The sequence below is a fragment of the Streptomyces sp. NPDC055955 genome (assembly GCF_042270245.1).
Taxonomy (GTDB): Bacteria; Actinomycetota; Actinomycetes; order Streptomycetales; family Streptomycetaceae; genus Streptomyces.
This window is the reverse complement of sequence record NZ_JBHJYS010000014.1, coordinates 188,652-214,516: the sequence shown is the minus strand read 5'-3', so window position 1 is coordinate 214,516 and position 25,865 is coordinate 188,652. Positions and strand designations below refer to the sequence as shown.

The window sequence follows — 25,865 nt, the reverse complement described above, 5'->3', positions numbered from 1 at the left end:
TTTGGGCCGCCGTCCCTATTGGGTGGCCTTGGCGAGACCCATCGCGTACTCCGGCCACCAGGCCCCGGCCTTCGGGCCGCCCTTGCAGTCGCCGTCCGACTCGCCGGGCCGCTTGACCCACAGGTACGCCTTGACCAGCGGGTCACCCGTCTTGGTGCCGGGCTCCTCGCCCAGCGCCCGACCGGGCGGGTTGCACCAGCGCTGGTCGGGGTTGCCGCCCGTGTAGGGCCCGTTGCCGTTGCGGCTGGTGTCGATGACGAACGGCTTGTCGCCGACCTTCGCCGAGAGCTCCTTGCCGTACTTCACGGAGTCCGCGGTGGTGTAGAAGTTCGACACGTTGACCGAGAAGCCGTCGGCCTGGTCGATACCGGACCACTGCAGCGGCTGGAAGATCTGGTCGGGCTTGCCCCAGCCGGCGTTGCCCGCGTCGAGGTAAACCGTCGTGTTCTTCAGCGACTTGAGCTTGCCGACGGCACCTTTGAGAAGGTCGTAGCGCTCCTCGTGGAACTCCTCGGGCGTGCAGTTGTCCACCATGTGCTGCACGGCGTCTGGCTCCAGAATCACCGTCGCGCGCCGGTCCCCGATGCCCTGGGCGACGCTGTCGATGAACGCCCGGTACTGGTTCCCGTCGGCCGCGCCGCCCTTGGAGAACTGGCCGCAGTCGCGGTGCGGGATGTTGTAGAGCACGAGCAGGGCGTCCCGGTCGGCCCGGTCGGCGGCCTCGGTGTAGCCCCGGGCCTGGTCCTCCGCGTTCTCCGGGAGGATCCACTCGCCGCTCGGCTGCTCGGCTATCTTCCGGATCTGCTCGGCGTCGTCCTTCTTGCCGGCCTTCTCGTAGGCGGCGACCTGCTTGGCGGCGCTGCCGTCCGGGTTGACCCAGAACGGGTCGGACCCCTTCGGCTGCTGCTTCACGGGTGACGACGAGCCGTTCTTGTCCTTGCCGTCCCCGGAGGAACATCCGGACACCAGCAGTGCCGCCCCCACGGCCGCCGCGCCCGCCCTCACCCCCCAGGCGCCGACACCGCGTACGCGGCCTGCGTCCTTGCGGTACATCCACTCCCCCTCGGGTGCCCTGTACGGCTCTCAATCCTGGCATACGGGCCGCCGCGACCACGAGGGCGGACAGGGTTCGTCAACTACCTGTTACAGCGCCCGTGTTCGGTGTTCACCAGGGGTGCGAGCACATCCGGACTCGGCGTCGGACAGCCTCTAGGCCGCGTCGCCCTTCCCCTCTAGAGTCGTCGTGAGCGGCCCGAGCCCCGGACCGCACCACCGCTCCGGGGAGGGCAGGTCTCTCCAGACCTCCCGCGCCGACGCCGGGTTACTCCCGCAGCCCGAGCGCGCGCGGTCGAGGACCAGCCCGGCCGGCGTCTCCCCAGGGGGAGCGGGCCGCCGGCCGGGCCAGGTTGTCAGTGCGCGGGCGCGTCGGACACGCCGGTGAGGTACGCGGACACGACGACGTTGGCGGTGTAGCTGCGCGACGCCCGGTCGAAGGAGCCGCCGCACGTGATCAGCCGCAGCTCGGCCCGGTCGGACTGCCGCTGGCCGTATGCCTTCTGCGCGTCGAACCGGGCGCGGCTGAAGACCTGCACGTCGTCGACGGTGAACTCGGCGACGGAGCCGTCGTCCCGTGCGACCCGCACCTTGTCGCCCGGCTTGGCCGAGCTGAGACGGTAGAACACGGCGGGCCTGGTGTCCGTGTCGACGTGCCCGACGAGCAGGGCCGTGCCGCGCTCGCCCGGCTTCGCGCCGCCGCCGTACCAGCCGACGACGCCTGCCTGCGAGAACGGCGGCGGGTCGATCGCGCCGCTCCCGTCGAGGCCGCGGGCCTTCACCGGCGCCTCGATCTTCAGTGCGGAGACATCGACGCGCTGCGGTTCCGCGCCGGCCATCGGCTTGTGCGCGGGCGGCAGTTCGATGCCGAGCGGCCGTCCGACGGCGGCAGCGTCGCCCGTGGTGGGCGCGGACAGGCCGTGGATGTCGGTGACTCCGCGGCCCCACAGCCACAGGCCGAGCAGCAGTACGGCCCAGGCCACTCCGGTCACGAGCCGCCCGTTGCCGTGCGGTCGTTCGCCGTCAGCCATGATCGGCCCCCGCTCAGTCGGAGCGGCGCCGGCGGACGCTGCGCAGGGCCACGGCCACGGCCGCGACCGCCGCGAGCACCAGGCCGAGCACCGTGTGCCAGGTGCCGGGGCCCTCCGCGCGCAGACCGTCGACGATCTCGGTGGTGTGGGCCGCGGTGAGCTGTGCGGTACCGCCGCCGCCCGCGTGCACGGGTGCGGTGGGCACCGGCGTGGGCCGGCCCGGCTGGAGGACCTGGACGCTGCCCTTGACCTTGCTGGTGACGCCGTCGCAGGTCACCCTGATCTCGTAGATCCCGGGTGTCGCGGACGAGCGGATGCGGGCCTGGCTGGTCAGTGTGGGCTGGTCCGCGGACGGGACGAGATCGCCGGGCGCCTCGAAGGCGTCCGAGTAGGCCTTGCCCTTGGATTCCCTGCAACCGGAGACCCTGAGGTCTACCTGGGTCCCGGTGGCGGGGGCGAAGGGGGTGACGGTGACGGAACCGCTGGATTCGTCGGGTCCCCCGCCTTCGGCGTGGGCGGCGGCGACGGGCAGTGTCACCAGAACGGCGGCCGCCCCTATGGCACGGAGAGCGAACATCTCTCTACGCATGGTGAACCTCCTGTACTGGAAGGGTCACGCGCGCAGGCCCGATCCGCATCCCGGGGGCGCCGGAAAAGGCCGCCCCCGGGACCGGGATCAGACGAGTTCGACCAGGTCAGCGATGGAATTGACGACCTCGGAAGGCCGGAAGGGATAGCGGTCGATGTCTGCCCTGCCGGTAAGCCCCGTCAGGACGAGGAAGGTCTTCATCCCGGCCTCGAGGCCCGCGAGGACGTCGGTGTCCATGCGGTCGCCGATCATGGCGCTGCTCTCCGAGTGCGCCCCGATCGCGTTCAGGCCGGTGCGCATCATCAGCGGGTTCGGCTTGCCCGCGAAGTACGGCTGCTTGCCGGTCGCCTTGGTGATCAGCGCGGCGACGGCGCCGGTGGCGGGCAGCGGTCCCTCGGTGGAGGGGCCGGTCTCGTCCGGGTTGGTGCAGATGAAGCGGGCGCCGTCGTTGATCAGGCGGACGGCCTTCGTCATGGCCTCGAACGAGTAGGTGCGTGTCTCGCCGAGCACCACGTAATCGGGGTCGTGGTCGGTGAGGACGTATCCGATGTCGTGCAGCGCCGTCGTCAGGCCGGCCTCGCCGATGACGTACGCCGTGCCGCCGGGGCGCTGGTCGTCGAGGAACTTGGCGGTGGCCAGGGCCGACGTCCAGATGTTCTCGACCGGCACCTCCAGGCCCATGCGGGTCAGCCGGGCCTGGAGGTCACGGGCGGTGTAGATCGAGTTGTTCGTCAGCACCAGGAAGGGCTTGCCCGACTCGCGGAGCTTCTTGACGAAGGCATCGGCGCCGGGGATCGGCACGCCCTCGTGGATGAGCACACCGTCCATGTCGGTGAGCCACGATTCGATGGGCTTGCGCTCTGCCATGTGCCGGTCTCCTGCCATACAAGAAAACACTGGGGTCAAGAAATAGCTGGGACGCCGGGACCACTCTGTGCCGACGCCCCCAAGCCTAATCAGGCCTGGCTGATCTCGACCCCGCCGAGTCCGCCGGGACCGGCCGGGACGGGCGGGACCGCCGCGGAGACGGCCGGCAGGTCAGCTGCCGGTCGCCGACTTCCAGTCCTCCACGTACGTCTGGAGGTTCTTGTCGATGTCGTTCCAGTCGGGCTCGAAGATCTCGACGCCGTCCATCACCTTGGCGAGGGCGATGGCGTTCTCGTCGGTCGCCTTGACGTCCTTGCGCGCGGAGAAGCCGCCGCCGATGGAGCTGACCTGCTGCTGCGCCCCGGCGGACAGCATGAAGTCGAGGAGCTTCTTGCCGTTCTCGCTGTGCGGGGCGTTCTTCACGAGGCCGCCGGCGTAGGGCAGGGCGAACGAGGTCGGCTTGCCGCCGGCCTTCTTCGGGAACCAGATGCCGAGGTTCGGCATGGTCTTGGACTGCGCGAAGCTCATCTGCACATCGCCGTTGGCGACGAGGAGTTCACCCTTGTCGACCTTGGGGGCGAGCTTGCCGGTGGAGGCGGACGGGCCGACGTTGTTGGCCTGGAGCTTCTTCAGGTAGTCCATGGCGGGCTTCTTCCCGCCGAAGTCGTGCAGGGCCTTGACGACGACGGCGGTGCCGTCGCCGGCGACGCCGGGCGTGGAGTACTGGAGCTTGTTCTTGTACGTGCCGTCGAGGAGCTCGTCCCACGTGGTGGGCGCCGTCTTCAGGTCCTTCTTGTTGTAGACGAAGCCGAAGTAGTTGTTGACGACGGAGGTCCAGGTGCCGTCGGCGGCCTTGTCGGCCCCGTCGACCTGGTCGGCGCCCCGGGGCGTGTACTTCTGCAGGAGGCCCTTGCCGTCGGCCTGCTGGATGAACGGCGGGAGCGTCACGATGACGTCGGCCTGGGTGTTCGACTTCTCGCGGGCGGCGCGCTGCACCATCTCGCCGGAGCCGCCCTCGACGTACTCGACCTTGATGCCGGTCTTCTTCGTGAAGTCCTTGAAGACCTGGTCGTACCAGCCGTCGCCGTTCTCGCCCTTGAGGCCGTCCGCGCTGTACACGGTGACGGTCTTGTCGTCGGAGGCGGCGGAGTTGCCGCCGCAGGCGGAGAGGGTGGCGGCGAGGGCGATGCTTCCGGTGACGGCGGCGATCGGCTTGAGCGTGTTTCTGCGCATGGCGAGGTGAACTCCTTGCAGAGGGTCAGGACATGAGGGCGGCGCGGGGCCTAGCGGTAAGAGGCTTTGGTGCGGATCCGCGAGACGAGCAGCAGGACGAGCAGCGTCGTCGCCATGAGGATCACGGAGAGCGCCGATCCGGTGAACAGGGAGCCGCGGTCGGTGATCGCGTAGATCTGCACGGGCAGCGGCATCCAGTCCGGCGGGTAGAGCATCATCGTGGCGCTCAGCTCGCCCATGGACAGGGCGAAGCAGAGTCCCGCGGCCGCGTTCAGCGACGGCAGCAGGAGGGGCAGCTTCACCTTCCACAGGACGTACGAGGGGCGGGCGCCGAGCGACGCCGCGGCCTGCTCGTACGCGGGGTCGAGTCGTACGATCGCGGCCGAAACCGACTGGTGGGCGAACGCCGTGACAAGAATCGTGTGCGCCAGGACGACGATCCAGCGGGTGCCGTTGAGCACCATCGGCGGCTTGGAGAACGCGACGAGCACGGCGAGGCCGACCACGACGGACGGCACGGCGACCGGCAGCATGAACAGGGCGTCGAGCACCCGGCGGCCGCCCTTCTTCAGCGCGGCGGCCGCGAGCGCGGCCCACGTGCCGATCAGGAGGGCGAGGAGGCTGGCGCCGACGGCGGTGACCAGGCTGGTGGTGAGCGCCTGGAGCGACGCGCCGCTGGTGGCGGCCTGGTAGTGACCGCCGGTGAACCCGGTCGGCAGGGCGCTCGACCAGCTCGTGGCGAACGACGCGGCGACGATGACGAGCAGCGGCAGCGCGAACAGCGGCAGGAAGAGGGCGAAGAAGAGGACCCAGGTCGCCCACTTGCCCTTACGGCTATGCACCAGCACGGCGGCTCACCACCCGGTAGAGGCCGTAGAGGCCCACGGAGATCAGGACGTTGACGACGGCGACCACGCACGCGCCCGGGTAGTCGGACTCGAGGATCGCCTTGCTGTACACGAGCATCGGGAGCGTGGTGACGCCCTTGGCGCCGGTGAAGAGAACGATCCCGAACTCGTTGAGGCACATGACGAGGACGAGGCTGCCGCCGGCGGCGAGCGCGGGCAGCGCCTCGGGCAGGATGACCTGGCGCACGATGCGGGCGGGCTTCGCGCCCAGGGAGGACGCCACCTCCACCTGCGCGGTCTCGATCTGCGAGAACGCGGCGAGCAGCGGGCGCATCACGAACGGCGTGAAGTACGTGATCTCGGCGAGGAGCACGCCCCACGGGGTGGTCAGGAACTGGAAGGGCCCCGAGGCGGCACCCGTGACGTCCGTCCACAGTCCGTTGGCCATGCCCACGGATCCGTAGACGAAGAGCAGCGCGAGGGTGATCAGGAAGGACGGGAAGGAGAGGAACACGTCGATGAACTTGGCGACGGCCTTCCCGCCGGGGAACGGGACGAACGCGATGACGAGCGCGAGCCCGAACCCGAGCACGAGGCATCCGACGGTCGCCCCCAGCGCCAGCCACACCGTCGTCCCGAGCGCCTCCCGGAACGCGGACGAGGCGAAGACGTCGGCGTACGGCTCGAGCGAGGTGCCCCCGGTGTCGGGTTGCACGGACTGCTGCACGACGAGGGCGAGCGGGTAGAGGAACACGAGGGCGAGTACGGCGACGGGCGGCAGCGCCCACACCCACTTCGGCATCCCCTTGCGGGAGCTCGCCTCCTTGCTCACCGGCGTGCTCAGCGTGGCACTAGCCATCCTTGCTCACCCCGGCCGAGAGCAGCACCGCGTCCTCGGGGGCGAAGTGCACGGTGACCTCGTCGCCGAGCGCGGGCGGGGTGCGCAGTTCGCGCAGGTCGGCCTTGAGCCGGTGGCCGTCCACGTCGACGTACAGGCGGTGGGTGGAGCCGCGCCACTGGACCTCGGACACGGAGCCGGTGAGAGCGTTGGGCCCGTCGCCGAGTCCGACGAGGTGCGGGCGCACGCACAGCGTGGCGGACGCCCCGGAGGCGACGTCGCCGGTGGGCACCTTCAGCCGGGCGCCGGCGAAGGACACCGAACCCGAACCCACCTGTACGGGAAGGAGGTTGGCGTTGCCCACGAAGGAGGCGGTGAACTCGGTGCGGGGCCTGCGGTACAGCTCCTGCGGGGTCCCGCAGTCCTGGAGCCGCGCCTTGTCCATGACCGCGATCCGGTCGGCGAGGGTGAGGGCCTCGACCTGGTCGTGGGTGACGTAGAGGATCGACACGTCGGGCAGTTCGCGGTGCAGGCGGGCCAGTTCGGCCAACATGCCGGAGCGCAGCTGCGCGTCGAGCGCGGAGAGCGGCTCGTCGAGCAGGAGCACACCGGGCCGGATGGCGAGGGCCCTCGCGATGGCGACGCGCTGCTGCTGTCCACCGGACAGCTCGCGCGGGTAGCGCTTCGCGTAGGACGCCATGCCGGTCATTTCCAGGGCCTCGGTGACCCTGGCGGGGATCTCGGCCTTGGCGACCTTCTGCGCTTTCAGGCCGAAGGCGACATTGTCCTCCACGCGCAGGTGCGGGAAGAGGGCGTACTGCTGGACGACCATGCCGATGCCGCGCCGGTGGGGCGGCAGGTCCGTGACGTCGCGGTCGCCGATCAGGACGCGGCCCGACGCGGGCCGCACGAATCCGGCGACGGCGCGCAGGGCCGTCGTCTTGCCGGAGCCGGACGGGCCGAGCAGCGCCATGACCTCGCCGGGCTCGACCGTCAGGTCGAGGGAGTGGAGGACGGTGTTCGCACCGTAGGCGACGGACACCTTGTCGAAGCGGATGCCGCCGGCCATCAGCGCTCAGCTCCCAGGCACACGGCGGGTATGGGGTCGGTCTTCTCTCTCACGGCGGCCACGCTCCTCGGGATGGATGACCCGTACAGGTCCGCACGGCAACGGGACGGTGAACGGCCACCCAAGGTTGGCCTAGACCCGTTACGTTCCCGTTACCCGAATGGGTCAACTGCCGCCCTCCGGCGGTCAGTTGCCCAAACGCGTGGTGAACGAGAACCGGTCCCCCCGGTAAAGCGTCCGCACCCTTTCCGTGGGCCGGCCGCTCGTGTCGGACGACACCCGGTGGATGAGGAGCATCGGCAGGGCGGGCGGCGTGCCGATCAGGAGAGCCTCGCGCGGGGTGGCCAGCACGGTCTCGATGCGCTCGTCCGCGGACCCGAACTCGATCCCGAGGCGCTCGTGCACATACGTGTAGAACGACGAGTCCGGGTCGAAGTCCACGTCGAGGCGTGGCATCCGCGCCACGGCGACATAGGTGCTCTCCAGACCGACGCGCTCGTCGTCGGCGAGCAGCACACGCTCCATGTGCCACACCGGCTCGCCCCGCTCGACCTCGATCTCGCCGGCGAGGGCGGCCGGGCACGGGAAGCGGTCGAGGCCGATGAGCGTACGTCCGGGGCGGCGGCCCTGGCGGCGCACGCCCTCGGTGTAACTGGCCATCGACAGCGGCTGCTCCAGCTTGGGCCCGGCCACGACCGTCGCCCTGCCCCGGCGGCGCAGTCGCCCTTCGAGCAGCAGCTCGCGCAGCGCCTGGCGCACGGTCTCGCGCGCCACCTCGAAGCGCAGGGCCAGGTCCCGTTCGGTGGGCAGCGGCTCGCCCTCGCCCAGCTCGTCGAGGAGCGCGGAGACATGGGCCTTGACCGCGTAGTACTTCGGGATGCGGCCGTGCTCGGGGATGCCGGCGCGTACGGGTGCGCCAGGCGCCTGGTCGTTCGGGTAATCCACCCAGGGATGTTCGCAGACATTTGTTAACGGGGTGTCGGGGGCCGTCCCGGAGTGCGCTGCGCGCGGCGGACGCCGTGGCCGGAATCGGCCCTCACCGGCGGTCGGTGCGCAGCCGCCTGGAGCCCGCCACGAGGGCCGCCCCACCGATGAGCAGGGCGCCCGACGTGAGGCCGAGTCCGCGCAGGGAGCGCGGCCCGGTCCGCGCGAGTTCGCTGGGCGTGAGGGGGAGGTCGCCGCGGTCGCCGCCAGTGTCTGCGCCTGCGTCCCTACCGGTGTCCCGACCGGTTCCGGTGCCTGTACCGGTTCCTGTGTCCGCACCTGTGCCGGTGTCTGCGCTTGTGCCAGTTCCAGCGGTGACAGTGGGGGTGGGGGTGGAGGGCGGACTGGGCGCGGTAGTGGTGGGGCCGGGGCCGTCGGTGGGCCGGCCGCTCGCGGTGCCGCTGTCGCGGCCGGGCTTCACCAGGCCGTCATCCCCTGCGCCGGGTTCGTCGCGCCGCGCGCCGGGGGACCGTACGGGCTGCTCGCCGGGGGGCCGTTTGGACTGAACGCCGCCCCCGCCCTTCTCCTCGTCGGCCAGCGTGAACCGGTAGTCGCCCGACTCCCCCACCCAGTCGCCGTCGTCGTCCCGGCGCCGCACGACGGCCGCGTTGGCGACGACGCTGTTCGGCCGGGCGTCGGAGGTGAAGGTGAGCCGGGCCCGGACGGTGACGGTCTTGCCCGGGCCCACCCGGAAGCCGGGGAAGCCGTCGTCGAAGACGCCGATGTTCTCGTCCCGGTCGGTCCGTTCGAAGCGGACGGGGTGGTAGCGCCTGCCGTCGGAGAACTCCAGCCGGATCTGCCGGGTCACCAGCGTCCGCTTCTTGTCGATGAGTACGAGGACGGGGTGGATGGCGGCGCACTCGGCGTCGGTCTTGTTCGTCAGGTCGAGGGACCAGGCCCGGAAGCCGCCGCCGGGGTGATAGGTCGTGGGGCCGCCGTGGATCCGGGTGGCGATCGGGAAGTCGGCGGGGTGCTGGGCGGCGCAGCTGGGCTCGCGCGGGTCGGCCCCGGACCCGACCGGGTCGGCCGCGAGGGCGGGGCCGGCGGTCACCACGGAAGTCAGGGCCACGGCAGTGACGGCGAGCGGGAGACGCGGTCGCATGGAGAGCCTTTGCTGATCGCGGGTCGGGAAGGGTACTGCCGCCGCGACCATCTCACGCGCGCCGCGCCCTGTACCGGCCCGGCGGAGCCCCATTCGGCCCGATGCACGAGAGATTCCGCTCGATCAGCTCAGATTTCTGTCATTCCGGTTGGCCGGGAAGCGACCGTGCGCCCGACCGAACAGGGGTGCGAGGACCAGCTGGGCCGCGCCCTCGACCACCGCACTCTCCGACCCCGGCGCGCGCAGCACCGGCACCTCCACCGTGCCGCCGCGCCGCGCCCGCTCCCCGAGGACCGCCCGCACCCCTTCGACGAAGCGCTCCTCGGCGGCCGCGACCGTGCGCCCGCCGAGCAGGACGAGGTCGATGTCGAGGAGGCCGACCATGTTCGCCGCACCCTCGCCGAGCACGCGCGCGGCCTCGTCGAAGGAACCGGCGGCGACCGCCGCGAGGCACAGCGCCTCGATGCAGCCGCGGTTGCCGCAGCCGCAGGGCGGGCCGTCCAGCTGGATCACCTGGTGGCCGAATTCGCCCGCTCCGGTGCGCGGCCCGCGGTAGGGCGCGCCGCCCAGGACGAGTCCGGCGCCGAGTCCCGTACCGAGGTGGAGGTACGCGAACGAGTCGCCGCACCCGGCGAGCGCGAGGCCGAGCGCGGCCGCGTTGGTGTCCTTGTCCACGACCACGGGCAGCCCGAGCCGCGTCGCGAGCGCGTCCCGCAGGGGGAACCCGTCCCACTCGGGGAAACCGGTGACGCGGTGCAGCACTCCGGAGGAGTGGTCGAGGGGACCGGGCAGGGCGACGCCCACGCCGAGGACGCGGGGGGTGGGCAGTTCCGGGGGTACGGGGTCCTGCGCGTCGAAGTGGTCCGGGTCGCGGTCGGTCGCGTCCCCGGCGTCCGCTCCCGCTCCCGCTCCCGCATCCGTGAGCAGGGCCTCCACCTCGCTCGCCGCCGCCTCCACCACCGCGTCTCCGCCCGCGCCGAAGGCCAGCGGGGAGCGGCGTTCGGCGACGCCCGTGCCCGCGAGGTCGACCAGGACGGCCGTCAGTTCGTCGCGGTCCAGGTGCAGTCCGACCGCGTATCCCGCGTCCGGCACGAGGCGCAGGACGGTGCGCGGCTTGCCGCCCGTCGAGGCGCGCCGCCCGGTGTCCGTGACCAGGCCCTGCTCCCGCAGCCGTGCCGTGATCTTGCTGACGCCCTGCGGGGTGAGGCCGGTGCGCTCGGCCAGTTCGAGCCTGCTGATGCCCTCGTCACCCGCCGTGCGCAGCAGATCGAGTACGAGTGCGGCGTTATGGCCTCGCAGCACCGCCAGATTGACCCCGGAGTAAGCCCTGTTCACTCCCCCATTGTCCCCTCCGCTTGCACTTTGGCAACACCGTTGCTTAAGTGGATGCATGACTGAAGGCATGACATCAGGTACGGCTGGGACCACCGGCTCCCCCCTCCGCGTCGGTCTCGTCGGCTACGGCCTGGCGGGCTCCGTCTTCCACGCCCCGCTGATCGCCGCGACCGACGGCCTCGTGCTCGACACGGTCGTCACCTCGAACCCGGAGCGCCAGGCGCAGGCCCGCGCCTCCTTCGGTGACGGCATCCGCTGCGTGGCCACCCCGGACGAGCTGTGGGCGCGGGCCGACGAGCTCGACCTGATCGTCATCGCCTCCCCGAACAAGACGCACGTACCGATCGCGACGGCCGCCCTCGAGGCGGGCCTCCCGGTCGTCGTCGACAAGCCGATCGCCGGCACCGCGGCCGAGGCACGCGAGCTGGCGGCTCTCGCCGAGGAGCGCGGCCTGCTGCTCTCGGTCTTCCAGAACCGCCGCTGGGACAACGACTTCCTCACGCTGCGCAGCCTGATCGCACAGGGCGAGCTCGGCGACGTCTGGCGCTTCGAGTCACGCTTCGAGCGCTGGCGTCCGCAGCCCAAGGGCGGCTGGCGCGAGTCCGGCGACCCGGAAGAGATCGGAGGTCTCCTCTACGATCTCGGCAGCCACGTCGTCGACCAGGCCCTCGTCCTGTTCGGCCCGGCCGTCTCTGTCTACGCGGAGTCCGACGTGCGGCGCGCGGGCGCGGCGGCCGACGACGACACGTTCATCGCCGTCACGCACGCGAACGGCGTCCGCTCCCACCTGTACGTCTCCGCGACCGCGGCCCAGCTCGGCCCGCGCTTCCGCGTCCTCGGCTCGCAGGCCGGCTACGTGAAGTACGGCCTCGACCCGCAGGAGGCGGTGCTGCGCGAGGGCGCGATCCCGGCGGCCGGTGAGCCCTGGGGCGTGGAGCCCGAGGCGATGTGGGGGCGGATCGGCTCCGGCGAGTCGCCGCTGACCGGCGGCGGCCGTGCCGTCGAGACGCTCCCCGGCGCCTACCCCGCGTACTACGCGGCCGTCGCCGCCGCCCTGCGCGGCACCGGCGAGAACCCGGTCACCGCCGAGCAGGCCGCGGCCGCGCTCGACGTCCTGGAGGCGGCCCGCCACTCGGCCCGCGACGGTGTGACGGTGGCCCTGTGAGCGCGCCGACGGTCGAGGAGATCGAGGAGCAGGAGCGCCGCCTGGTCCTGCCGAAGTTCACTCACGAGGACGCCTGGGAGCTGGGCTCGCTGCTCGTCGAGCTGGCCAGGGAGCGCCGGGCGCCGGTGGCGATCGACATCACGCGCGGCGGCCAGCAGCTCTTCCACGCGGCGCTCCCGGGCTCGACCCCGGACAACGACGCCTGGATCGCCCGCAAGCGCCGTGTCGTGGAGCGCTACTCCTGCTCGTCGCTGCTGGTCGGAACCCGTTTCCGGGCGAAGGGCACGACGTTCGAGGACTCGTCCAGGCTCGACCCGGACACGTACGCGGCGCACGGTGGCGCGTTCCCGCTGGCCGTCGAGGGCGCGGGAGTCATCGGAGCGGTGGTGGTCTCCGGCCTCCCCCAGCTGGAGGACCACGCACTGGTGGTGAAGGCCCTGGACCTCTTCATCACGGGCTAGACACGCGCCCCCTCAGGGGCACGGGGAACTGCGCGGCCGGTCCCGACGGACGAGCCGCCGACCAACCGGCCGACGGCCCCCGCAGTTCCCCCGCCCCCGCGCGGAGCGCTACGCGTCCTTGAGTTCCTGGCGCTGGCGCCCCAGACCCTCGATCTCCAGCTCCACCACGTCCCCGGCGCGCAGGTACGGCTTCGGCTCGGGCTGCCCCATCGCCACGCCCGCCGGCGTCCCCGTGTTGATCACGTCGCCCGGGTACAGGGTCATGAACTGGCTGACGTACCGCACGACCTCGGCGACCGGGAAGATCTGGTCGGCCGTCGAGCCGTTCTGCTTCAGCTCGCCGTTGACCCACAGTTTCAGGCCGAGCGCCTGCGGGTCCGGGACCTCGTCCGCCGTCACGAGCCAGGGGCCCAGCGGGTTGAACGTCTCGCAGTTCTTGCCCTTGTCCCACGTGCCGCCGCGCTCGATCTGGAACTCGCGCTCGGACACGTCGTGCGCCACCGCGTATCCGGCGACGTGCGCGAGGGCCTCCTCGTGCGACTCCAGGTAGCGCGCCGTACGCCCGATGACGATCGCCAGCTCGACCTCCCAGTCCGTCTTCACGGACTTGCGCGGCACGAGCACGGTGTCGTCGGGGCCGATGACCGTGTCCGCCGCCTTGAAGAAGACGACGGGCTCCGCCGGCGGCTCGGCGCCGGTCTCGGCGGCGTGGTCGTGGTAGTTCAGGCCGATGCACACGACCTTGCCGATCCGCGCGACCGGCGGGCCGATCCGCAGGCCGTCCGCGTCGAGCGCGGGCAGCTCGCCGGACTCGGCGGCGGCCCGTACGCGTCCCAGCGCCGCGTCGTCGGCGAGCAGCTCCCCGTCGATGTCGGGGACGACTCCGCCCAGGTCACGCAGGACACCTTCAGCGTCGAGCAGGGCCGGGCGCTCCGCCCCAGCGGTACCGACTCGCAGCAGCTTCATGGTTGAGACTCCTTGATCGAGGAGGGACCTCGCGACGGGTGCAGCCATCGGAGGACTGGTCGATCGTCCAAGGTCCTTGTCCAGTCCGCAATACCTCGTTCACGGACTGGACCTTTACGCGGCAGTAGCAAGCGCCGCGGCGGAGGGCATGTCGCGGTAGAGGACGGCCCGCTCGACGGCGCTCCACGTCGTGCTCGTCACCACGTACAGGGCGGCGGCGAGCGGCACGTAGGCCACCGTGAACAGCGTCATGAACGACATCAGCGGCATGATCTTCGTCATCGAGGCCATCGCGCCCGCGCCCGGCGCCTGCGGCCCGTCCGCGGCGGCCGGCAGCATCGGCTGGGCGGCCATCTGACGCTTCGTGCGCGCGTAGTTGAAGCTCGCCACCGCCGCGACGATCACGAACAGGCACAGATAGACGACGCCCTGGGCGCCGAAGAGCCCACCGTCCGCGAGCGCGTCCTTGAAGCGCCCGCCCAGCGGCGCGGCGCCGAGGGTGTGGCCGAGCAGGGCGTTGGGTTCGCCGCCGATGCTGCCGTTCGAGAACAGGTGGTAGAGCAGGAAGAAGGCGGGGAGCTGGAAGAGGCTCGGCAGACAGCCGGACAGCGGTGAGACCTTCTCCTCCTTGTGCAGCTCCATGATCGCCTTCTGGAGCTTCTCCGGGCTCTTCTTGTGCTTCTTGCGCAGCTCGGCGATGCGCGGCTGGAGCTTGGCGCGCTGGCGCTGCCCGCGGGCCGAGGCCCGGGACAGGGGGTGCACGAGAAGGCGTACGAACGCGGTGAACAGGACGATCGCCGCCGCGGTCGCCGAGGCGTGGAAGATCGGGTCGAGCAGGTCGGCGATGTGCTCGACCAGACTGGCGAAGACAGACATGAACGTCGACATGGGTGAGCCCTCCGGGGGTCCCGTCGTGCCGGAATCGGAAGACCGCCGGGAAGGGCGGCCGATCGGCGTGACGGCCCGTGCGCAGGGGGACTTCGGGTGTAGCTGGTCCCCTACGCGGCCGTCAGGAGGAGACGGCCGGGTGCTCGGGGGCGGCTGCGGCCGCGGGCGTCCGGATCGCGCTGCGGCAGGAACGCGGTGCGTTGCTCACGGTCGCGCATCGCGGTGCGGACCCGGGTGCGGGGCACGGCCGGGGCGCAGCGCGCGGCGAGCAGGGAGCAGACGGCGAGAGCGGAGCCCGCGGCGGCGGTCGCGGCGAAGGCGACGGCGGCGGTGAGGCTGCCGGTGTCGACGAGAACGGTCTCGACGAGGAGGAACAGGAGCAGGGCGGCGGGCCTCAGGGCCGTGGCCCAGGTACGCGTCATGTCCGGCGTCCCTCCTTCCCGCTGCTCGGTCCGTGCCCACGTGTGGTGGCGTTCTGCCCGTTATACAGGATGCGCCCCCGTCCGAAGAAGGGCCGTCTTCCCGGCCACCGCTCACCTGGGCCGCATCGACCGCAGCTTCCCCCACACCGCGAGCCGGTACCGCGACGTGTACTCGGGCGTGCAGGTGGTGAGCGTGACGTAGTACCCCGGCTCGCCGTACCCGGCGCCCCGCACGACCTCGCTGCGCGGCACGCTCTTGATCACGCCGCCGTCGCGCGCGGAGGTCTGCGCGAGGGTCTTGTCGACGATGTACGTGTACACGGCGCCGCGGGTACGGACCTGGACCTCGTCGCCCTTGCGCAGCCGGTTGATGTACCGGAACGGCTCCCCGTGGGTGTTGCGGTGCCCGGCGAGCGCGAAGTTCCCGGGGCGTCCGGGCTGGGCCGTGCCGGGGTAGTGGCCGACGTAGCCCTTGTTGAGGACGTTCTCCTTCCCGACGCCCTCGGCGACGGGAACGGTGAGGCCGAGGCGGGGGATGCTGAGGACGGCGTAGGCCTGGTCCCAGCGGGGCGTTTCACGGGCGGCGGAGGCGGCTGATCCCCGGCGCGCGGAGCCGCCACCGGCCCCCTCGCCGCCCGACGAGCCGGCCGGAGTTCCGTCACCGGCCGGATCCGAGGCGCTGCCCGCGCCCCCGTCACCCCGTCCGTCCGAGGGGGTGGCCGCCCACTCGCGCTCCAGCGCCCGCACCTTGCGCTCGGCACCGGCCCTGGCCTCGCGATTCGTCCACCACAGCTGGTGGACGACGAGAAGGAGAAGGACGACCCCGAGCGTGACGGTGACCTCGGCTCCGGTCCACAGGGTGCGGCGCAGGGCCGAGGGGCGCGGCCCCTGCGGGCGGCCCGGGGGCGAGGGGCGGCGGCCGAACGCACGGCGTCCCGAGCGCGCCGAGAGCCGCCGCCCGGACATACGGCGTCCCGCGCGCGGCCCCTGCCGCACGACGACAGGCCGCCGCTGCCGCTCCCGCCACCACTGCTTCCGCTCCCGCACGGCCGCAAGATAGGCCCTGCCTCCGCAACTCACCAGGGAAGTGACCGGGCGACTGCCTGACCGACTCCCTGTGGGACCGGCCGACCGACTGTGTGGCCGAGTGCTGGGGTGGCCCGAGTGCTGTGGGCTGGCCCAGTGCTGTGGTCGGCCCAGTGCTGCGGACGGCCGAGTATGTGTGGTCGGTCGAGCATCTGTGTGGTCGGTCGAGCATCTGTGTGGTCGGCCGACCGACTGTGTGGCCGGCCGGCCCCTTCCCCAGCCGCTCTCCCCACCCTCCGCAGCCCGGCCGGCCCGCCCGCCCTTAAGCTCGCGCCCCATGGGTCCTCTCTGGCTACTGGCGCTGATCCCCTTCGTCTCCGGCCTCGTCCTGGCCACCACGCAGGTGCTGCAACTCGTCACCGAGACGCTCCGGCGCAGCACCGGCACGGTGGTCGACGCGACGGTGACGGGCCATGTCGCGTCGAACGAGGCGTCGTACGCGGTGCTGCACCCGGTGGTCAGCTGGACGGCGGCCGACGGCACGGCGCACGAACAGGCGCTCCCCGACGAGGTGGGCGCCCACGCGCTCCCGGAAGGCCGCCGCGTACGCGTGCGCTTCGACCCGGCACACCCCGGTCTCGCGGCCCTGGACACCGACGGCCGCTACCGCTCGTGCGTGACCTGGCTGTGCGCGGGAACGGTCCTGTGGGCGGGAACGCTGGCCGTGGTGATCGGGCGCATGGCGTACGTATTGAACGAAAGCAACGGTTACGCGAGCCTGTGGTGACCTGGCGCCGGTGACGGTGGTCGGCAGTACGGTGTCACCCATGCGCCCCGACACGCCTGCTACGCCCGCCGAGCCTGTAGACCCTGTCAACCACATCGCCGAAGCCGAGCGCCTGGAGCGCATCGCCGGCCTGTACCCGGAGGACGCGGAGCAACTGCTCCTCCAGGCCGCGGCGCACTACGAACTGGCGGACGCCCGCCAACGCGCGGCCTCGCTGTACGACAGCCTCCTCGCCGGACCGCCGCCCGAGCTGGAGCAGCCGCACCTGGTGAAGGCCCTGATGGCCGCGAACCTGTGGGAGTACGGCCACGAGGCCGAGGCCCGCGCGATCATCACGGGCATCCGGACCGCGGCCCCGAGGGACCCGGCCGCGTACGTGATCGTCGCAGAGGCCCTGGAGTCGCACGACGAGCTGGAAGCGGCGCACGACTCCTTCACGGAGGCACTGACGCTGCTCCTGCCGGAGGCGGAGCGCACGAACCCGCCGTACGAGACGCATCCGCTGCTCCTGGGCCGCCACCGCGTACGCCGCCTGATCGGCTCGGAGCACGACGAGTGGGACGCGCTCGCCGACCGCGTCAACAAGGCCGAGGTGACCCTGGACGAGCTCCACGACCCGAGCCGGACGTGGGCGCTGGGCTCGGACAACCCGGCGGAGTTGAAGGCCGAAATCCTGCGCCTGCGCGCGGAGTTGGGCTCGTACAGGCAGGCGCTGTCCCGCCCGTTCCCGGTGGCGGTGCTGCACTGGCCGTCGACGGAGCTGACGGAACTGCTGGCCGCGTACCCGACGCTCTCCGCCGAATACCCGTCCCACGAGGAGCACTTGTCGACCATAGAGTCCTCCCTCTGCGAACTCGCGGCCTCGGGCACACCGAACCTCGGCATCGTCGCGGGCACGGTCCCGTCGTACGAGGCGTTCGCGGCGTCGGAGTCCTCGTCCCCCACAGACGCGTCGCTGCTGCCGCAGTACGCCACGACCCTGGCGGCCCGAGGCCGAGCCATCCCGTGGCCACCGGAGCGGGGGGCGGAGTGCTGGTGCGGGTCGAGGCGGGGGTATGGGGAGTGCCATGGGAGTGGGGGTGTAGCGGACCAGTGACCCAGGGACGCGGACCGGAGAGAAATAACATATAGGCGAGTGGAGTTGAGGGTCGGCGTTCGTCTGTGCGCTTCCACGCCAAGGGCTCACGTCGCCTCAACAACGTTACTGTTCTCACCAGTTCATTCTGAGGGGGCACATGCTTCCGATCGACATCAACGCCTTACAGAACATATCCCTGCCCGAGGAAGTGATACACGACGCGGAGCTTCGCGCAGTACATGCAGAGTTGATAAGACGCGATCCTGAGGGATCTCGGTTCGCTGCCGTACTCAGAGACACGATCGACCAGCTACTCAACGGGGAGACCACGGGGCGTTACGACTGGAAGTCCCTGTTCAAGACAGAGAAGACGCACGCCGGAACACTTGTCGAGATCAACCTGCAGCGCGAGTTCGGGTTCGAAGACGGACTGTCCATGGACTACCGGATCACTGGAATCGACGTTGACTGCAAATATTCTCAGCTGTTCGGCGGCTGGATGCTACCACCCGAGGCGATGGGCCACCTATGCCTACTCGTGTGGGCTGATGACTACAAGAGCCGCTGGAGTGCCGGACTTTTCCGTGTGCACGATGATTGGTTGAATCACGGCGGGAATCGTGATTCAAAGCTCACCGTGAAAGCAGAACACCGAAACAAGATCCTCTGGCTCTGGCGTGACGCAGACCTGCCAGAGAATGTACTGCTACACATGGATCCGACTGACCGAGCCGCGGTTTTCGCGCCAAAGTCTGGACAGCAACGCATCAATGAACTCTTCCGGCGGGCCCAGCAGCGCCGCATCGGGCGCAATGTCGTACGCACGGTGGCACAGCAGAAGGACTACATGAAGCGGGTGCGAGGCAACGGTGGCGCGCGCTCAGCCTTGAGGCCAGAAGGCATCCTCATCATGGGCGACTATGACAGCCATCGAGACGTCGCCCGGAATCTCGGCCTCGCACCCCCCAGGGAAGGGGAGTTTGTGAGCGTCCGCGTAGTCGCGGCTACTTCTAGCCGTCGCGAACTGCCCCAAGCGTCTCTCGACGGCCGACCGTGGGTAGTCGCCAGTGCCGACGATCCGCTAGAAATGGCCCCCCGACTGCCAATCCACACCTCCCTTCCTTAGCTCCGGCGTAGAGCATCTCTGAAAGCAACACATGTCCCTCACCCTTGAACAAAAATCCCTGCTCGATCAACACTTGGGAGATCCCGAGGCCATCAGCGCCATCTTCCTCGGTCTCTGCTGGAACGACTCCAAGATCGCTTCCGCAGCGAATATCGATCTCCGTGCTACCGAGACACTCACTGAGGCATCCCAACGCCACGCTCTGGGATGGAACCCCGCTTGGCTGACGGAAGCCGGGTATTCCGCGTACGACTCAGCCGGAACATCACTCGACGAGGGCGCCAGCGCCCCAGGCTCCGCCATCTGGACACCGAAAGTCCGGACATTTCGGTTTGACGACAAGGTTAAGGACACAGCCAGGGGGCACAGCCGACGTCGGCGCTCTTCAGCCGAGCTTGCCGTGCTTGCGTTGTGGTCACAGGTAGTCACCTCGCGGGAAATCGAAGTAACCAGGCCGGAAGAACTTGAAAGGAATACAAGGGGGGCGCTCTTTCGCGACCTCCTCATCTACTTCCTGCAGCGAAGCCTTCCCAATGGGTGGCAAGTTCGCCACGAAGTACCGCTTACCCACATCCGCGGGCTCCATATGCGCCGGGATGTGAGTGACAGGAAGAGCGACATCCTCATTATTGATGACGGAAATCGACTAGTCGCCGCATTGTCATCCAAGTGGAGCTGGCGGTCCGATCGAGGAACTGAGGCCGCCCAGATGGTCCCCCTGACTCGCTATCGACCTGACGTCCCTTACGCTATGGCAACCGCAGAATTCCCACGTGCAGCAAGTCTCTCGCACGAGAGTGTTGAAGACCGCATTTACCACCTGTGCCCATCGTGGGCCGGTGCTTGGATGGCCGTAAACGAGCTTCCCGCAGGTGCCTCACCCCACGAGCACTGGCCCGATCTTGAGTCGCTCAGAAGGGAAGGGAAGTCCAGGGCCCGTGTACTCGCGCTCAACGGACTCGATATCCTCATTGGCGATCTCCGAAGCAGTGGCGACATCCTGTGAGCTGGAGCGGACAAGGGGCCTGAGATGTCAGATGCTGGCTGGGAACCTCCCACCGGATCCTGGGCGTCGTCTGCAGCCCGCCGCCGGAACATGCAGGCAATCCGAAGCAGGGACACTCAACCGGAACGAATGATCCGCAAGCTTGTGCACGCTCAGGGCTTGCGGTACCGGGTAGCCGCCAAGCCTCTTCCCGGTCTCCGCCGGACCGCCGACCTCGTGTTCCGCCCCACCAAGGTCGCCGTCTTCATCGATGGCTGCTACTGGCACGGCTGCCCCGAGCACTACGTTCCACCTAAGACAAACCCCGGCTACTGGTCAGAAAAAGTGGCCCGGAACATGGCTCGCGACCGGGACACCGACCAGCAACTCGCCGAAGCAGGATGGCTCGTGCTCCGGTTCTGGGAGCACGAGCCATCGGAAGAATGCGCCTCGCGGATCGCTGACGAAGTGGCGCGGCGGCGATCCGGCAAGCCGTAGCAAGGCGGGTTAGCTATTCTCCGTGTCCCGCTCGCGGGCGGCCCGCAGAACCTCGATGATCGAACGGCCAACCGCCTCAGCAACGGGCGGGGGAAACGCGTTTCCGACCTGCCGGTAGCGCGCCGTCTTGCCCCCAGTGAACTCCCATGTCGCAGGGAACCCCTGGATGATCGCCGCCTGCTGGACAGTGAGCATCGGGCCAGCGTCACCAAAGAGGTCTCGGTCCTCAGTCCCCTTCTCCTTGCACACCTCGGGGTCGTTAGCGACTCCAAGGCCTGAGACACCGAGTTGCTTCCAGGCCGCCTTAGCTCGGCTGGGGCCCAGGTCCGCGCCCCCGTGCTTCTTCGACCCTCCGACCAGCGTGGGCGCGATGCCCCCACCCTTGCCCTTCAGCTCCAGGTCACGCTTCGTCGCCGTGTCGAGCCAGCGGTCGTACGCGTCGCGGGCACGCTCCGCGTGAATCCCCTCAAAGTACGGCTTGTAGCGGTCGTGCATCGTCGGCTGAAGCTTGTCCGCCACACTGACCGGTTCCTCGTGTGTGGGGGTCGGCCACTCATACTTCAGATCTTTGAGTACGTCGTTCCGGAAGGCCACAAGAATGGCTCGCGGCCGGAGCTGCGGGACTCCGAAGTCACTGGCCTCGAGAACGTCCCACTTGCACACCGTGTAGCCGAGGCCCTCGTCTGTCACCTCTTGGCCGTCATCACCCAGGTATTGGCCGCCCTGCAGCCGGGCCTCGATTGAGTCGCGGTAGCTGGCAAACTTCGGGTCCTTGATGCCACGCACGTTCTCGATCATTACCGCGCGAGGCTCTAGGAGCTCGACGAGCTTCAGCATCCGAGGGAAGAGGTCCCTCTCATCGTCCTTGCCCAGCTGCTTGCCCGCATGCGAGAACGGCGGGCACGGAACTCCTCCGGCCAAGAGATCAAGCTCACGCTTCGGAAGCCTCTTGCCACCCTTTGTGAGGTCTCTGTGCGGTTCGAACTCCTTGACGTCCGCCTCCAGGACGTCGCAGTGCTCCCGCTCCCAGGCCCACTCCGAGCGCACTGCGATGTTCTTGTCGAGCGTCGCCTTCGCGTGCGCGTCGATCTCCACGAGGGCGAGGTGCTTGAATCCAGCCGCATGGAGCCCAACAGCTTGGCCGCCCGCGCCCGCGCAGATCTCGATCGAAGTGAACTCCCGCTCAGTGCTGGTCATGCACCCTCCTCATTACACGTACCTCGCTGACGTCTTGTACCGCCAGCCATCACAGAGGGTGACAGACCCCACTGACAACGCGGCCTCCACAAGTGTGCGGCATCCCGTAAGCCCCTCGAGCCACTACCCGGGCGATAGCGAACACTCATACGATATGGCGCATGGCGCGAATCGACTGGACCCGGGACGAACTGCTTCTGGCCTGCGCGCTCGTCGTACACAACGGCTGGCACGAACTCCGCCAGGGCGACGCGAGCGTACTCGAACTGTCTGACCTGCTCCGATCGCTCCCGACCAACCACGACGCTGCCGGCGACCCTCGATTCCGCTCGCCCAATAGCGTCAGCCGTAAGACCACCGACATCGCGACTGCCCATCCCGACCACCGAGGCGCGGCCACGCGAGGTGGCCAGCCAACGCGGGATGTCGTCAATGACTTCCTGGAACACCCGACAGAGATGCTCGCTTCCGCTGAAGCTATCCGCCTCGGCATCGCATCTGGAGAACTTCACCGGATCCCGCCTCAGCCCGACGAAACCGGCGAGGACGGTGAGACGACTGCTCCGGAAGGACGGCTGCTGACCCGGTGGGCGCTGTACAGGGAGCGCGACCGGGGCCTCCGCAACCGCAAGATCCGGCAAGCTCGCCGCCAAGGTCAAGCCATCCGGTGCGAGGTCTGCTCCTTTGACTTCAAGCGCCTCTACGGCGACCTCGGAGACGGGTACATCGAGGTTCACCACACCTTGCCCCTCCATATCTCCGGGCCGACCGAGACCAAGCTCGACGATCTCGCTTTCCTGTGCGCCAACTGCCACCGCATGTGTCACAAGGGTCACCAAGGAGAATCCTGGCGCACTCCAGATGCCCTTCGGTCCGCGATCCGGAAGTCCGTTCAGAGCGCTCACTACGCGGCGCCCGATTCCGCCTCATAGTGGGCATGAGGCCGTCAAGGAAGTAATCCGGATCACGCCCTTTCGCCGCGGTCCAGAGCCGCAAATCTGCGATCAGCTCGACAGCCGCATCGTCGATCTCGACAGACTTCAAGAGGCTGGCTAATGAAAAGCGTGCGGCTTTGAGCTAACCCACACGTACCTCGCACCACACGGTCTTACCGACGTTTCGCCCCTCAACTCCCCAGCCCGACGCCAGCTCCTGCACGATCAGCAGCCCTCGGCCGAACTGCTCGTTCTCGGTCGCTGCGCGCGGCTCTGGGAGCACCTCTCCCCTGGGGTCGGACACCGAGATCCTCAACGCGCCGCTGGTGAGGATCAGTTCCACCTGAAAGAGGCGACCCCGGAAGCAGCCGTGCAACAGCGCGTTCGTCGCCAGCTCCGACACCAGAAGGGCGACCGCACCTGCCTGATCCCCATGGCCCCACTCCTCGACCAGGCGGGCCGCGCGGCGCCGAGCCAGGGACACGCTTCTCGGGTACGCGGTGTAGGAGAGCTTGTCGGAGCGGATGACGCCCTCTTGAGCGTTCACCTCAGCCATCTGCATGTACCTCCGGACGCAAGACACGCACAGCCAACTGGCAACGCCGGTTGGGCCCTTGGGTACAGAGAGTACGGAGACGACTACACTGGATGCAATCAGCTCGGGGAAAATTACACCCGGACTGGTTGCGTGCCGACGCCGCCGAACCGCAAACTGTGCGTGCATACAGGGAGGGCGCCACGTGAAGCCAGATCCACCGTCACAGGGAAATCGTGCCTCCACGGTCCTTGGCCGACGGTTAGGCGGAGAGCTCCTCAAGCTGCGTCTTGAAGCCGGTCTTACGCAGGGACAGGCGGCCCAAGCTCTATCCGCTTCGACGGCCAAGGTCGCGAAGATGGAGAGCGGCTGGGTCCCCATGCGCGACCCTGACATCCGCGCCCTCTGCGACCGCTATGGCGTCACTGACCTCGGCCTGATCAAGCACTTGCTCACGCTCGCAGACAGGGATCGCGATCGACGCAAGGCCCGCGGCTGGTGGAATCAATACCCCGAGCTGCGCACTCTCGTTGAGTACGTTGCCCTTGAGGATGTCGCCACGTCCGTCAGAACCTGGCAACTCGCCTTCGTTCCGGGCCTGTTCCAGACCCCCGACTACGCCCGCGCCCTCGCTGTCGGCAGTGCGGATTGGGAAGATCCTGACGAGATCGAACGCTTCGTCGAGGCCAAAATCGCACGACAGAGCAGACTCACTGGAGACTCGCCTCTCGAGATCTGGGCCATTGTCGCGGAGTCCGCTCTGCGACAGCTCGTCGGAGGACGTTCCGTCATGCGCGCACAGTTGAACCATCTCCTCAAGACAGCCCAGCTCCCCAACGTCAAACTTCAGGTGATGCCCAGCCTCGCGGGTGCCCACCCCGGTATGACCAGCTCCTTCAACATCGTTTCCTTCACGGATCCTGGCGCGATGGACGTGGTCTACATGGACACGACCTCCTCTACGCTGTGGCTGGAGAGCGAGAAGGATGCGACGCATCACAACACGTTGTTCGGCCGCATCGCCCGGCTCTCCATGGCACAGCACGACTCCCGTGCCCTGATCGAGAGCATCCGCGAGGAGATCTAGTACATGTCCGCCTTCGAGTTCGCGAAGTCCACCTACAGCAGCGGCAACGGCGAGTGTGTCGAGGTGGCCACTAACCTGCCCGGCATCGTGGCTGTTCGCGACTCCAAGGATCTCCTGTACCCACACATCCGTGTCGGCAGCCCTGCATGGTCGCAGTTCATCGACTGCGTCGCGCAGGGTTCGACTGGCCGTCGGTGAGCTGCAAACCGATTTGCGTGGCCGATCGCGTGCCTCGTCGCTGACGCCTCCCTCCCCGTCCGTTCGGCTGCGTGCTGGCGGGAGCTGGTTCTCAGTGGTGGCTGTTCGCATGAGATAGCGGATTGATAGCGGTCCGTACGTACTTGATCTCCGCTACCGCTCTGGTGGGCCCGGGTAGATTCACGCGCGGGCCCACGTCGCGTGCGTCAGCAGGAGATCGCAGCGTCGGCAATCAGCTGACGCCTCGCCCGCGCAGCCTCCGTCAAGGCTGGTCGTACCAAGTGAACGACGCGATCCGCCAGCCCTCCGGCGTGCGGACGAACTGGATGGACTTCGTGCCGCCGCCCTCGAACGGTTCGCCGTTCATGACGCCTGACTTGCGGTACTCGCCGAAGCGCGCGGCGATGTCACCCGCGATCTCCGTCCGTTCGGACGTCTCCCACTCGGAGAACTCGACCAGTCGGCCGTCCGACAGCAGCTTGTGGCGCGGCTCGATGAACTCGTCCACCGTGTAGGCCGTGGTCGCCGGGCCGGTGCTGACGATCAGCGCGCCCGGGATCGTCAGGCGGCGGATCCGGTCGACGTCCGCCTCCCTGCCGTCCCTGTTGTCGAACGCGCCGAAGAATTCGGCCGTGATCTCATCTATCTCGGCCTTGGTGGTCTTGGTCGTATTGGGCATGGCCGGGAACGTAGCACCCCGTCCATGGGCCGGGAATCGTCTTTGTGGGCGGGTTTCAGCCCCTCTCACAATGCCCTTGCGTGGTCGGGGCGTTGAGGACCGACGCACTCATGCGAGATGGGTACCTGCCCGCGTCCCGGCCACCGGCCGCTGAGTGCGGGACAGGGGCCCTACGTGCCCACCGGCCCCCGACCCTCCCCGTAATCCGCCACAAAGCCTCCCCCGCCCATCTGCTCCGCCACCCGCGCCAGCCAGCCGCTCGGGGAGTACGGCGACGGAGGGTCGACCTCCATGCCCAGTTCCGCCAGCGCCAGCGCGTAGTCGGATTCGTCGAGGGGCAGGGCCAGCAGTTCGTGGAGCTCACCCGCCAGGCGTGCCTTGAGGTGGGGGTCCGTGGTGGCGATGTAGTCCGTGGTCGCCGCGTCGTGGTCCGCGAACTCGTCCGGCATGTCCTGGGAGAACCAGCCGCCGAGGAACTGGGCCGCCTCCGGGAAGCGGGCGCGCCACTCCCAGTGGGTCATGGGGGCGGAAGGCGGCGGGACTTCGCCCTCCTCGATGCTGTGTTTGATGTGGTCGGCGAGGAGGCTCAGCCACTCCTGGATGTCGCCCTCGGGCAGGCCGACGTCGGGGACCGAGTAGAACTCGCCCAGGCGCAGGCGCACTCGGCCCGGAGGGTTGCGGGAGTACTCGCGCAGCTGCGTCTCGGCGGTCGCCAGCGCCCAGGGGCGCGTGTGCCAGGTGTGACGCAGGTAGGCGGTGAGTGCGGTACTCGGCTTGTCCTCGGTGTCATCCGCGGCCTGGCCGTCGTAGGCACGCATCACCTGGTCCAACTCGCCGTAACGTCGGTCGTGTTCGAGGGGTTTCATGGGCACGGCTCGGCGTC

The 25,865-nt window shown here is 69.2% G+C and carries 29 protein-coding genes; 10 read left to right on the top strand and 19 right to left on the bottom strand.

Annotated features, from left to right (window positions below; translation table 11 throughout):
* Window positions 1-15: 15 nt before the first annotated feature.
* The 11 genes from ACFC96_RS27380 to ACFC96_RS27330 form a co-directional block, all read right to left on the bottom strand.
* Entirely contained in the window at window positions 16-1,053 is a 1,038-nt protein-coding gene (locus tag ACFC96_RS27380; RefSeq protein ID WP_376256535.1) for a glycoside hydrolase family 6 protein, read from the bottom strand.
* A 356-nt stretch (window positions 1,054-1,409) separates the two neighbouring features.
* Window positions 1,410-2,084 (bottom strand): class F sortase, encoded by a 675-nt coding sequence (locus tag ACFC96_RS27375; RefSeq protein ID WP_376614599.1) that lies wholly within the window; start codon window positions 2,082-2,084, stop codon window positions 1,410-1,412.
* A gap of 13 nt (window positions 2,085-2,097) precedes the next feature.
* Window positions 2,098-2,673: a hypothetical protein gene (locus ACFC96_RS27370; RefSeq protein ID WP_376614597.1), complete on the bottom strand. Its 576-nt coding sequence runs from the start codon at window positions 2,671-2,673 to the stop codon at window positions 2,098-2,100.
* An 87-nt stretch (window positions 2,674-2,760) separates the two neighbouring features.
* On the bottom strand, window positions 2,761-3,540 hold the full coding sequence (locus tag ACFC96_RS27365) for an HAD-IIA family hydrolase (RefSeq protein ID WP_376256541.1): 780 nt from the start codon (window positions 3,538-3,540) through the stop codon (window positions 2,761-2,763).
* A gap of 171 nt (window positions 3,541-3,711) precedes the next feature.
* The gene (locus ACFC96_RS27360; protein ID WP_376614596.1) at window positions 3,712-4,773 is read right to left on the bottom strand and encodes a 2-aminoethylphosphonate ABC transporter substrate-binding protein; all 1,062 of its coding nucleotides are present in this window, start codon (window positions 4,771-4,773) and stop codon (window positions 3,712-3,714) included.
* A gap of 50 nt (window positions 4,774-4,823) precedes the next feature.
* Window positions 4,824-5,621 carry an ABC transporter permease gene (locus ACFC96_RS27355; RefSeq protein ID WP_376614594.1) on the bottom strand — a complete coding sequence of 266 codons (798 nt, stop codon included), beginning with the start codon at window positions 5,619-5,621 and terminating at the stop codon, window positions 4,824-4,826.
* Window positions 5,608-6,480, bottom strand: a complete 873-nt coding sequence (locus ACFC96_RS27350; RefSeq protein ID WP_376256547.1) for a 2-aminoethylphosphonate ABC transporter permease subunit — start codon at window positions 6,478-6,480, stop codon at window positions 5,608-5,610. The genes ACFC96_RS27355 and ACFC96_RS27350 overlap by 14 nt, the downstream gene beginning before the upstream one ends.
* Entirely contained in the window at window positions 6,473-7,528 is a 1,056-nt protein-coding gene (locus tag ACFC96_RS27345) for an ABC transporter ATP-binding protein (protein WP_376256549.1), read from the bottom strand. Before ACFC96_RS27345 ends, ACFC96_RS27350 begins: the two co-directional genes overlap by 8 nt.
* Window positions 7,529-7,714: 186 nt before the next feature.
* Window positions 7,715-8,473, bottom strand: a complete 759-nt coding sequence (locus ACFC96_RS27340; RefSeq protein WP_376256551.1) for a GntR family transcriptional regulator — start codon at window positions 8,471-8,473, stop codon at window positions 7,715-7,717.
* A gap of 91 nt (window positions 8,474-8,564) precedes the next feature.
* On the bottom strand, window positions 8,565-9,614 hold the full coding sequence (locus ACFC96_RS27335) for a hypothetical protein (protein WP_376614592.1): 1,050 nt from the start codon (window positions 9,612-9,614) through the stop codon (window positions 8,565-8,567).
* A 123-nt stretch (window positions 9,615-9,737) separates the two neighbouring features.
* Window positions 9,738-10,949 (bottom strand): ROK family transcriptional regulator, encoded by a 1,212-nt coding sequence (locus ACFC96_RS27330; protein ID WP_376614590.1) that lies wholly within the window; start codon window positions 10,947-10,949, stop codon window positions 9,738-9,740.
* Between the two features lie 55 nt (window positions 10,950-11,004).
* On the opposite strand from ACFC96_RS27330, the gene ACFC96_RS27325 reads away from it, so the two are divergent.
* Together ACFC96_RS27325 and ACFC96_RS27320 are read left to right on the top strand one after the other, a co-directional pair.
* On the top strand, window positions 11,005-12,114 hold the full coding sequence (locus ACFC96_RS27325; RefSeq protein WP_376614589.1) for a Gfo/Idh/MocA family oxidoreductase: 1,110 nt from the start codon (window positions 11,005-11,007) through the stop codon (window positions 12,112-12,114).
* Window positions 12,111-12,575 carry a heme-degrading domain-containing protein gene (locus ACFC96_RS27320; protein ID WP_376614587.1) on the top strand — a complete coding sequence of 155 codons (465 nt, stop codon included), beginning with the start codon at window positions 12,111-12,113 and terminating at the stop codon, window positions 12,573-12,575. The genes ACFC96_RS27325 and ACFC96_RS27320 overlap by 4 nt, the downstream gene beginning before the upstream one ends.
* A 108-nt stretch (window positions 12,576-12,683) precedes the next feature.
* Here the strand turns inward: ACFC96_RS27320 and ACFC96_RS27315 are convergent, their stop codons facing one another.
* From ACFC96_RS27315 to ACFC96_RS27300, 4 genes are all read right to left on the bottom strand, one after another.
* Window positions 12,684-13,541 (bottom strand): fumarylacetoacetate hydrolase family protein, encoded by an 858-nt coding sequence (locus ACFC96_RS27315; RefSeq protein ID WP_376256560.1) that lies wholly within the window; start codon window positions 13,539-13,541, stop codon window positions 12,684-12,686.
* A 114-nt stretch (window positions 13,542-13,655) separates the two neighbouring features.
* Window positions 13,656-14,429: a YidC/Oxa1 family membrane protein insertase gene (locus ACFC96_RS27310; RefSeq protein WP_376614585.1), complete on the bottom strand. Its 774-nt coding sequence runs from the start codon at window positions 14,427-14,429 to the stop codon at window positions 13,656-13,658.
* A gap of 110 nt (window positions 14,430-14,539) precedes the next feature.
* Window positions 14,540-14,851 carry a DUF6412 domain-containing protein gene (locus ACFC96_RS27305; RefSeq protein WP_376256564.1) on the bottom strand — a complete coding sequence of 104 codons (312 nt, stop codon included), beginning with the start codon at window positions 14,849-14,851 and terminating at the stop codon, window positions 14,540-14,542.
* Window positions 14,852-14,962: 111 nt separating this feature from the next.
* On the bottom strand, window positions 14,963-15,898 hold the full coding sequence (locus tag ACFC96_RS27300; protein ID WP_376614583.1) for a class E sortase: 936 nt from the start codon (window positions 15,896-15,898) through the stop codon (window positions 14,963-14,965).
* A 316-nt stretch (window positions 15,899-16,214) separates the two neighbouring features.
* Between ACFC96_RS27300 and ACFC96_RS27295 the strand changes: the two genes are divergently transcribed.
* From ACFC96_RS27295 to ACFC96_RS27275, 5 genes are all read left to right on the top strand, one after another.
* Complete coding sequence (locus ACFC96_RS27295; protein WP_376614581.1) at window positions 16,215-16,664, top strand: DUF3592 domain-containing protein; 450 nt, start codon at window positions 16,215-16,217, stop codon at window positions 16,662-16,664.
* 40 nt (window positions 16,665-16,704) lie between these two features.
* On the top strand, window positions 16,705-17,760 hold the full coding sequence (locus ACFC96_RS27290) for a hypothetical protein (protein WP_376614580.1): 1,056 nt from the start codon (window positions 16,705-16,707) through the stop codon (window positions 17,758-17,760).
* Window positions 17,761-17,899: 139 nt separating this feature from the next.
* A complete protein-coding gene (locus ACFC96_RS27285; RefSeq protein WP_376614578.1) occupies window positions 17,900-18,868 on the top strand; it encodes a NaeI family type II restriction endonuclease in 969 nt (322 codons plus the stop codon).
* Window positions 18,869-18,899: 31 nt separating this feature from the next.
* Window positions 18,900-19,874, top strand: a complete 975-nt coding sequence (locus ACFC96_RS27280) for a hypothetical protein (protein WP_376614576.1) — start codon at window positions 18,900-18,902, stop codon at window positions 19,872-19,874.
* Between the two features lie 24 nt (window positions 19,875-19,898).
* A complete protein-coding gene (locus tag ACFC96_RS27275) occupies window positions 19,899-20,351 on the top strand; it encodes a very short patch repair endonuclease (protein ID WP_376614574.1) in 453 nt (150 codons plus the stop codon).
* 9 nt (window positions 20,352-20,360) lie between these two features.
* Here ACFC96_RS27275 and ACFC96_RS27270 read toward each other — a convergent pair whose 3' ends face one another.
* A complete protein-coding gene (locus ACFC96_RS27270; RefSeq protein ID WP_376614573.1) occupies window positions 20,361-21,548 on the bottom strand; it encodes a DNA cytosine methyltransferase in 1,188 nt (395 codons plus the stop codon).
* Window positions 21,549-21,709: 161 nt separating this feature from the next.
* Here ACFC96_RS27270 and ACFC96_RS27265 point away from each other — a divergent pair, with 161 nt between their 5' ends.
* Window positions 21,710-22,480 (top strand): HNH endonuclease, encoded by a 771-nt coding sequence (locus tag ACFC96_RS27265; protein ID WP_376614571.1) that lies wholly within the window; start codon window positions 21,710-21,712, stop codon window positions 22,478-22,480.
* Between the two features lie 145 nt (window positions 22,481-22,625).
* On the opposite strand, the gene ACFC96_RS27260 is transcribed toward ACFC96_RS27265, so the two are convergent.
* Window positions 22,626-23,039: an ATP-binding protein gene (locus tag ACFC96_RS27260; protein WP_376614569.1), complete on the bottom strand. Its 414-nt coding sequence runs from the start codon at window positions 23,037-23,039 to the stop codon at window positions 22,626-22,628.
* A gap of 184 nt (window positions 23,040-23,223) precedes the next feature.
* Here ACFC96_RS27260 and ACFC96_RS27255 point away from each other — a divergent pair, with 184 nt between their 5' ends.
* Together ACFC96_RS27255 and ACFC96_RS27250 are read left to right on the top strand one after the other, a co-directional pair.
* Entirely contained in the window at window positions 23,224-24,105 is an 882-nt protein-coding gene (locus tag ACFC96_RS27255) for a helix-turn-helix domain-containing protein (protein ID WP_376614568.1), read from the top strand.
* A gap of 3 nt (window positions 24,106-24,108) precedes the next feature.
* The gene (locus tag ACFC96_RS27250) at window positions 24,109-24,303 is read left to right on the top strand and encodes a DUF397 domain-containing protein (RefSeq protein WP_376614566.1); all 195 of its coding nucleotides are present in this window, start codon (window positions 24,109-24,111) and stop codon (window positions 24,301-24,303) included.
* Window positions 24,304-24,565: 262 nt separating this feature from the next.
* On the opposite strand, the gene ACFC96_RS27245 is transcribed toward ACFC96_RS27250, so the two are convergent.
* Entirely contained in the window at window positions 24,566-24,982 is a 417-nt protein-coding gene (locus ACFC96_RS27245) for a DUF4440 domain-containing protein (protein WP_376256584.1), read from the bottom strand.
* A gap of 170 nt (window positions 24,983-25,152) precedes the next feature.
* Window positions 25,153-25,854 (bottom strand): contact-dependent growth inhibition system immunity protein, encoded by a 702-nt coding sequence (locus ACFC96_RS27240; RefSeq protein ID WP_376614565.1) that lies wholly within the window; start codon window positions 25,852-25,854, stop codon window positions 25,153-25,155.
* Window positions 25,855-25,865 lie beyond the last annotated feature (11 nt).